9 protein-coding genes and 1 tRNA gene are annotated in these 6,029 nt (G+C 63.9%); 7 read left to right on the top strand and 3 right to left on the bottom strand.

The annotated features are described in order from the left end of the window. Window positions 1–18 precede the first annotated feature (18 nt). A tRNA-Met gene (locus GGD82_RS20605) sits at window positions 19–95 on the top strand. A 268-nt stretch (window positions 96–363) separates the two neighbouring features. On the opposite strand, the gene GGD82_RS20600 is transcribed toward GGD82_RS20605, so the two are convergent. From GGD82_RS20600 to GGD82_RS20590, 3 genes are read right to left on the bottom strand one after another with little or no spacing between them, the layout of a single operon-like run. Continuing rightward, window positions 364–1,077, bottom strand: coding sequence for a M48 family metallopeptidase (locus GGD82_RS20600; RefSeq protein WP_170284513.1), 714 nt, complete (start codon window positions 1,075–1,077; stop codon window positions 364–366). Then, window positions 1,074–2,873, bottom strand: a complete 1,800-nt coding sequence (locus GGD82_RS20595; RefSeq protein WP_170284512.1) for a type I restriction enzyme subunit R domain-containing protein — start codon at window positions 2,871–2,873, stop codon at window positions 1,074–1,076. The genes GGD82_RS20600 and GGD82_RS20595 overlap by 4 nt, the downstream gene beginning before the upstream one ends. Continuing rightward, window positions 2,873–3,088: a carph-isopro domain-containing protein gene (locus GGD82_RS20590; RefSeq protein ID WP_170284511.1), complete on the bottom strand. Its 216-nt coding sequence runs from the start codon at window positions 3,086–3,088 to the stop codon at window positions 2,873–2,875. Before GGD82_RS20590 ends, GGD82_RS20595 begins: the two co-directional genes overlap by 1 nt. Window positions 3,089–3,245: 157 nt before the next feature. Between GGD82_RS20590 and GGD82_RS20585 the strand changes: the two genes are divergently transcribed. The 6 genes from GGD82_RS20585 to GGD82_RS20560 all read left to right on the top strand — a co-directional run. Further along, entirely contained in the window at window positions 3,246–3,902 is a 657-nt protein-coding gene (locus GGD82_RS20585) for a S24 family peptidase (protein ID WP_150064292.1), read from the top strand. A gap of 159 nt (window positions 3,903–4,061) precedes the next feature. After that, window positions 4,062–4,259 (top strand): hypothetical protein, encoded by a 198-nt coding sequence (locus tag GGD82_RS20580; RefSeq protein WP_184013343.1) that lies wholly within the window; start codon window positions 4,062–4,064, stop codon window positions 4,257–4,259. Beyond that, a complete protein-coding gene (locus tag GGD82_RS20575) occupies window positions 4,256–4,621 on the top strand; it encodes a GapR family DNA-binding domain-containing protein (protein ID WP_150064290.1) in 366 nt (121 codons plus the stop codon). The genes GGD82_RS20580 and GGD82_RS20575 overlap by 4 nt, the downstream gene beginning before the upstream one ends. Next, the gene (locus tag GGD82_RS20570) at window positions 4,615–4,761 is read left to right on the top strand and encodes a hypothetical protein (protein ID WP_170284510.1); all 147 of its coding nucleotides are present in this window, start codon (window positions 4,615–4,617) and stop codon (window positions 4,759–4,761) included. The genes GGD82_RS20575 and GGD82_RS20570 overlap by 7 nt, the downstream gene beginning before the upstream one ends. A gap of 28 nt (window positions 4,762–4,789) precedes the next feature. Beyond that, the gene (locus GGD82_RS20565) at window positions 4,790–5,155 is read left to right on the top strand and encodes a YfdP family phage-associated protein (protein ID WP_150064289.1); all 366 of its coding nucleotides are present in this window, start codon (window positions 4,790–4,792) and stop codon (window positions 5,153–5,155) included. Window positions 5,156–5,211: 56 nt separating this feature from the next. Then, window positions 5,212–6,029: DUF2303 family protein (locus GGD82_RS20560; protein ID WP_184013342.1), on the top strand; the 818-nt coding region annotated here is incomplete at its 3' end.

Below are 6,029 nucleotides of genomic sequence, written 5' to 3'. Positions count from 1 at the left end.
GGCCCTCAAAAACATTGCCGCGGGGTGGAGCAGTCCGGTAGCTCGTCAGGCTCATAACCTGAAGGTCAGAGGTTCAAATCCTCTCCCCGCAACCATAAAAAAGCCCGCTAGGCCAAAAGCTTAGTGGGCTTTTTTTTGTAAGCCCAAAACCACCCAAATCCCCGGCCAGGTAACACATAGGTAGCTCCGGAAAGCAAATGTGCGGCGCCATGGGCGTAGGGACGGACGGGGTGGTGCCGCGGGTTCCCGCCGCCAGCGACGGCTGACCCGCGTTGCCTCTCCGCACCTTGTTGGTCGCCTTTGGTCGGCTTCTGGGAAGGTCGCCAACCGGCGCCAATGGGGCCGCTATCGGAGAAGCTTCCTCTACAGCTCTCCCCCCTTATCCCGCAGCCAGTTGCGATGCGTCTGATAGCTCGGAAGGACCCGGGCCACTTCGTTCCAGAACGCCGCCGAATGGTCGGCGACCTTCAAGTGTGCCAATTCATGAACCACGACATAGTCGATGACCGGCGGCGGAAGCTGCATCATGCGCCAATGGAAATTCAACGTGCCGTCCTGGCTGCATGATGCCCATCGGAAACCGAGGTCCATGACCTGCACGTAGCGCCCCGGCTCGACGCCGACGATCCCCTTCCAACGGTTCACGGCACCGGTCAGATAAGGATGCGCTGCGCGGGTATAGTATTCCGCTATGCGCTTCTCGCCGGAGGCAACTTGTTGGCGCTTGAACAAGAGGCGGTCACCGTCAAAGCGCACCGTGGGGACGGGCGGTTCTCCGGCACCCACATCGACGAGTTTCAGCCGATAGTGCCGGCCGAGGAAATAGAACCCCTCGCCATCGACGAACTCGGGCCGCCGAAATACCGCCTCGCGACCGATGTCCTTGTGAGCGGCCAGCTTCTGATACACCCAAACCAGCTTGGTTCTGATCAACGCGGTGGCGTCGTCGATGTCGACATGCTTCGGCAGGTGCGCCACGAGCGATGCGTCCCGTTCCACCGTCACACCCACGGTCTTGCGTCGGGCACTCCGCTGCACCCGAAAGGTCAAGTCGTCGAGATGGATGGTTTCATTCAAGATGAGAATGCCGCGCGGTTGGCACGCGCGACCTCCATGCAATCCGTGGCGATGGCGTCCAGTTCGCCGAACGGGAACACGTTGCTGTTGTCCAATTGTTGGAAAATCCAGCGTCGCGCCGACTCCTGAGAAACAGGCGCGTCCCAGAACCCGGAAATATCGGCCTCCTGGCGCAGATGCCGAACGATCCCGCTCGCCAGGTCGGCGAGGTCGGTGTCCCTGTCGTCACCCCCGTAGCGCATGCGCAGAATACCAAAAATCGGTCCCTCTGTATGAGGATCAAGGCCGTGATGCACTGATGACTTGTGGGATTCCGCAACGGCTTCGTCGATCAACGTCTGAAGCTGTTTCGCGATTTCGTTCCAGTCTGCGTGGTGCGTGGTCAGTATACTGTCCAGCCGCTCGCTCAGGCTCTTGAACCGGGCCGGGTCCTTCTCGAACGAAATTGAGATATGGTGACGCAGCGCGTTTTCCATGTCGGCGGCTTTCGCGCGGGCGCTTCCCTTGCGCTCAACCTCGGACGCGAAGTTCGGGTCCAGGATTCCGATCGGCGGGATCTTCGGATCAATGCCCTGTGCCTCGATGAAGGCATCCAGCATGGACTGTACCTTTTGCGCCATGCCGCGAACGTCGAGAGACCCGTCCCGGTACAGATTGGCGGCCGCCTTAGCGATGAATGCGAAGATCTTGACGTCCATCGCGAAGGGCCGGGCTTCCGGCCGGGGCATGAGCGTGTCGAACAGACTGACAAGCTGCTTCACAAGGACGAGGAACTGCGCCCTGGCTTTCTGGTCCTTCAGCTTCGCCACACAGGCATCGACGTACGCCTGAAGGTCCGCACCGCGCTTGATGCCCGCGTCCGCGAAAAACTTGATGATGGCATCCCGAGCCTGTCTGAGTTCGGGCAGAAGATCCTCCGGCCGTCCGATGCCGCCGGTCAGATCGCCCTGATCCTCCGCGTCATAGATGGCCAGCGCGTCGGCCAGGTTCTTTCCAACCCCATAGTAGTCCACCACGATGCCGAAGCGTTTGGTTTCCCCGGCCGTGCGATTGGTGCGGGCGATGGCCTGCAGCAACTCCGCCCCCGAAATCGCACGGTCCAGGTACATCGCCTGCTCGACCTTGGCGTCGAAGCCGGTGAGCAGCTTGCTTTTCACGACCAGGACAGCAAGGGGATCGTGCGAAAGCGGCTTCTTGAACCGCTCGATGCGCTGTTTCGTGTCCGCCTCGCCACCCCAGGCCTTCAGATAGGGCAGATCATTGTGGGTCACGGAGATCACGGCGGCGAATTCAAGCGCCCGGATGGTCTCCAGATACGGCAGGGCCGCGGACAGGAACGCCACGTCGCCCCCGGCGTCCTGGGCGTCTTCCGGCGCAATCTCCCTCAGGATGTCCGCCGCGCCCTCGATGGCGGTAACGATCTCGTCGCGCGCTTTGTTCAGGGCCTCGACATACTGAACGGCGAGGTCGCGGCTGGCGGCCACAAGCTGCGCTTTCAGGTCGTTCGGCAGAATGTTGATGATGTAGTGGCGCAGGATATCGATGGCCTTCGCCTGCAGCGGGTCGACGGCGTTGAGAACCCGGCTGCGCGTTGCATAGCGGTCCTTGATCGCCTCCCGCTCCTCCGGGGTCTTGCTGGCGAACGTCGCATCGAACAGGCCGTCCAGGGTGCTCGCCCCGTTGGCGGCACAGCTCGCGGCGCAGCCACCAGCCGGCACAAAGACGGGCGACCCGGCGACGGACGCGGCGCTCGCCCGGAGGCGGGCCGACCTGGAGGGGACGCTGGCAACGGCCATCACGCGGCCTCGCCGGTCGGAAAATTGAAGAAATCGTCCGGTTGCAGATCGACGCCGCATCCATGGGCGGCATCCAGAACACGGCGCTGTTGACGCGCAGGGATGAATCCGCGCTGGACCCACCCGCTCACCGTCGTCGGATTTCGATGACCGAGCGCGCCGGCCAGGGCCGACACCCCACCGAATTTGGAGACAATATGTTGGGCCTGGGTCATGGCGTCCTCCTCTACGCTGCATAATACGCATCATGCGTATATCGTCAACGTGGAAAGCGTTTCGCCTGCGACGCAAAATGCGTTCATGACGACAACAGACGCTCGCACGCCTGTGCATCAGAGGTTTCGGGAGCTTCGGGAAAGAGCTGGCCTGAGTATGGATGCGCTTGCCCGCGCCATGGGCTTTCGCGGCGCATCCAGCATTCAGCGGTACATGAACCCGGACTACAAAAAGACCTATCTGACCGTCGAGATCGCCGAGCGGGCGGCGGACGCGCTGGCCGGCAAGGGCGAGCCGCCCATTACCCGGGACGAAGTTCTCGACTTGTGCGGCCCTGCGCTAAGAACGCCAACCGCCGGAACAGCTGCGCTCAGCTCAGACGTCGATATCTCGACCATTCAAACGGAAGGCTTGGTTGGCGACCGCGATTTCCCCATTTATGCCAGCGCCCAGGGCGGTCAAACGGGAATGGTCGTTACATTCGAGCCGGTCGAATGGGTCCGCAGGCCATCCCCATTGATCGGCGTAAAGGGTGGCTTCGGGGTCTATGTGGTTGGAGACTCGATGGAACCGGTCTTCCGCCAAGGAGATATGCTGCTGATTCACCCGCATCGCCCGCCCGTGAACGGGGACGACGTGCTGGTTGTCCTGACCGATGGCAATGGCAGCACCGAGGCGATGGTAAAGCGCCTCGTGCATAGGCACGACAAGGGCGTTTGCGTTCAACAATTCAATCCGCCAGCCGAATTCTCTATCCCCAGCCGCTTCCTTGACCGGGTCCTGAAGAGCGTCGGCAGCTACCGGGGTCGATAGCCCTCCATCCCAAAGAGCCCACACGCCCGAACGCGCCCAGCGCCCATGGCGCGTTGCCGGCGCGCGTATGTCGATACCCATATCGTACGTTTTACGCGTTGACACGATTTACGCATCGTGCGTATTTTTTCCCATCACCCGCTGATGGGAGCCGTCATCATGCCCAATCCGACACCGCGCACCCGCTCTGGGGCTTTGGCCCCCAGGGGGATCCCCCAGGCCCCGCCTGAGGTCCTGACCACGGACGACGCCATCACGGTCCTGAACGTGTGGCAGGACCTGACCGTGTCGCAGCGCGACCAGATGCTGGCGATCATGCGCGATACCGCCCGCCTGAACGGGGAGGCCGCGTCATGACCCACGGTTCCCCCCATCCCAATCTGCGCACGGTCGCCGACCGCATTGACGCCCTGCGGCGCGAACGCGCGGGCCTCCTCCGCGCGGCCCGCGAAGCCCGCGCTGAAGCCAAGGCGAGCCCGGCCAAGGCCCATGAAACGGCGCTCCGTTTGGCGCGGATCAACGCCGAAGTCGCGAGCGTGCGGGCGGACATCGCCGCCGCCGAGGCCCTGGCCGTCGTGAATGGGTTCAACGTGTCCCTTATCCACGCGGCCCTGAGGCTGCGGCGGATGAGCCCGGACGAGCGCGCCGAGCATGACGCCCAGATGGCCCTGTACCGCCAGGACCTCGGCATTCCCAGCGGGGAGGCCCGGCCATGCTGACCGTGATCCGCGAGTTCGCCGTGGTCCTGTTCGGCTTTGTCTCCCTGTGCGCGGTGTTCGGGTTCCTCGAACTGATCCTGCAGCAGGCCCCCGGCGCCGCCACCGTCGCCTTCGGCCTCGTCGGCGTCACCACGCCCTGACCGTCCCCGCCCACCGAAAGGACCGCTCATGTCCGCCCCGCCCACCACCACCGCCCACCGCACCTTCAACACGTTCCTCGCCGACGTCGAGGACGGCCAGATCCACAACGAGCTGACCGACGATCTGCGCGATCTGGTCGCCACCCTGCAGAACGTCGGCATGGAGACCGGCGGCAAGGCCTCCGGCGAGATTACCGTGAAGCTCAAGCTGAAGCTGGACGGCCGCAGCATCGACGTCGTCGCCGACGTCGCGACCAAGAAGCCGAAGATGCCGCGCCGCCGCACGACCTTCTTCTCCACCGAAGACAACCGCCTGACCCGGAATGACCCGCGTCAGCAGGCCCTGCCGTTCAAAACCGTCGAGCCGTCCCAGACCGAAACCAAGGCCGTCTAAGGAGCCCTGCCACGTCCCCCGACACCCAGACTGAAACCGCCGCCCTTGCCGACTTTATGACCGCGTATGTGGGCGTGGACGTTCTCGGCGAAGACGTTGCCGATCGTCCCATCGCCGTGGTGCCCCAGGGCAAACGCTTGGAGAGCCTGAAGCCGCTGCTGGACGAATACCGCGTCCGGCCGGAGCGGATCAGCGGACTCAGCGAGCACATCACCCTCGACAGCCTGATCGAACACATCAAGGCTCACGACACCACGCAGGCGGTCGTGTTCATCTCCCGCGAGCCGGCCCGCGCCGTGGCGGTCTATGACTATGTGAGCGGCAACGGCACGGCCTCCAGCGTGGAGACCGAACCGAACTGGCGGGCCTGGCGCGCCATCCACGACTTCCCGCTGTCGCGCGAGTGGAAACTCTGGAGCCGGGCCAGCGGCTCGAAGATGGGCCAGGGCGAGTTCGCGGCCTTCGTCGAGGACCGGATCCTGGACATCCTGCCCGCGCCCGATCTGACCGTCACCCCGAACAGCGATGCCGACACGCGCCTGCAGGAGCTGGCGCGGCTGCTGAACGGCACCTTCGCCGGGCCGGAACGCATGATGGAACTGGCGCGCGGTCTGGTGGTCCACGAGACCAGCCGCGTGGGCGAGGTCATCAACACCAACAGCGGCGAGGGCTCCATCATCTTCGAGGAGGAGCACACCGACGGCGCCGGTCAGAAGCTGACCATCCCGTCGCTGTTCTGCCTCGCCATCCCGGTGTTCGACCAGGGTACGCGCTACCGCATGGTCGCCCGCCTGCGCTACCGCAAGAGCCGTGAGGGCCTGAACTGGTGGTTCGACCTGCAGCAGGTGAAGGAGGTGTTCGACGACGCCTTCCA

The organism is Roseospira marina, from assembly GCF_014197855.1.
In the GTDB taxonomy this organism is placed as follows: Bacteria; Pseudomonadota; Alphaproteobacteria; order Rhodospirillales; family Rhodospirillaceae; genus Rhodospira; species Rhodospira marina.
This window is presented reverse-complemented; position numbering and strand designations above follow the sequence as displayed.

Bases quoted from the DNA above. Each gene is read 5' to 3' on its own strand.
- GGD82_RS20595 (WP_170284512.1), bottom strand. From the start codon at position 2,873: ATGGCCGTTGCCAGCGTCCCCTCCAGGTCGGCCCGCCTCCGGGCGAGC.
- GGD82_RS20590 (WP_170284511.1), bottom strand. From the start codon at position 3,088: ATGACCCAGGCCCAACATATTGTCTCCAAATTCGGTGGGGTGTCGGCC.
- GGD82_RS20575 (WP_150064290.1), top strand. From the start codon at position 4,256: ATGACCCACGGTTCCCCCCATCCCAATCTGCGCACGGTCGCCGACCGC.
- GGD82_RS20580 (WP_184013343.1), top strand. From the start codon at position 4,062: ATGCCCAATCCGACACCGCGCACCCGCTCTGGGGCTTTGGCCCCCAGG.
- GGD82_RS20565 (WP_150064289.1), top strand. From the start codon at position 4,790: ATGTCCGCCCCGCCCACCACCACCGCCCACCGCACCTTCAACACGTTC.
- GGD82_RS20570 (WP_170284510.1), top strand. From the start codon at position 4,615: ATGCTGACCGTGATCCGCGAGTTCGCCGTGGTCCTGTTCGGCTTTGTC.
- GGD82_RS20585 (WP_150064292.1), top strand. From the start codon at position 3,246: ATGGATGCGCTTGCCCGCGCCATGGGCTTTCGCGGCGCATCCAGCATT.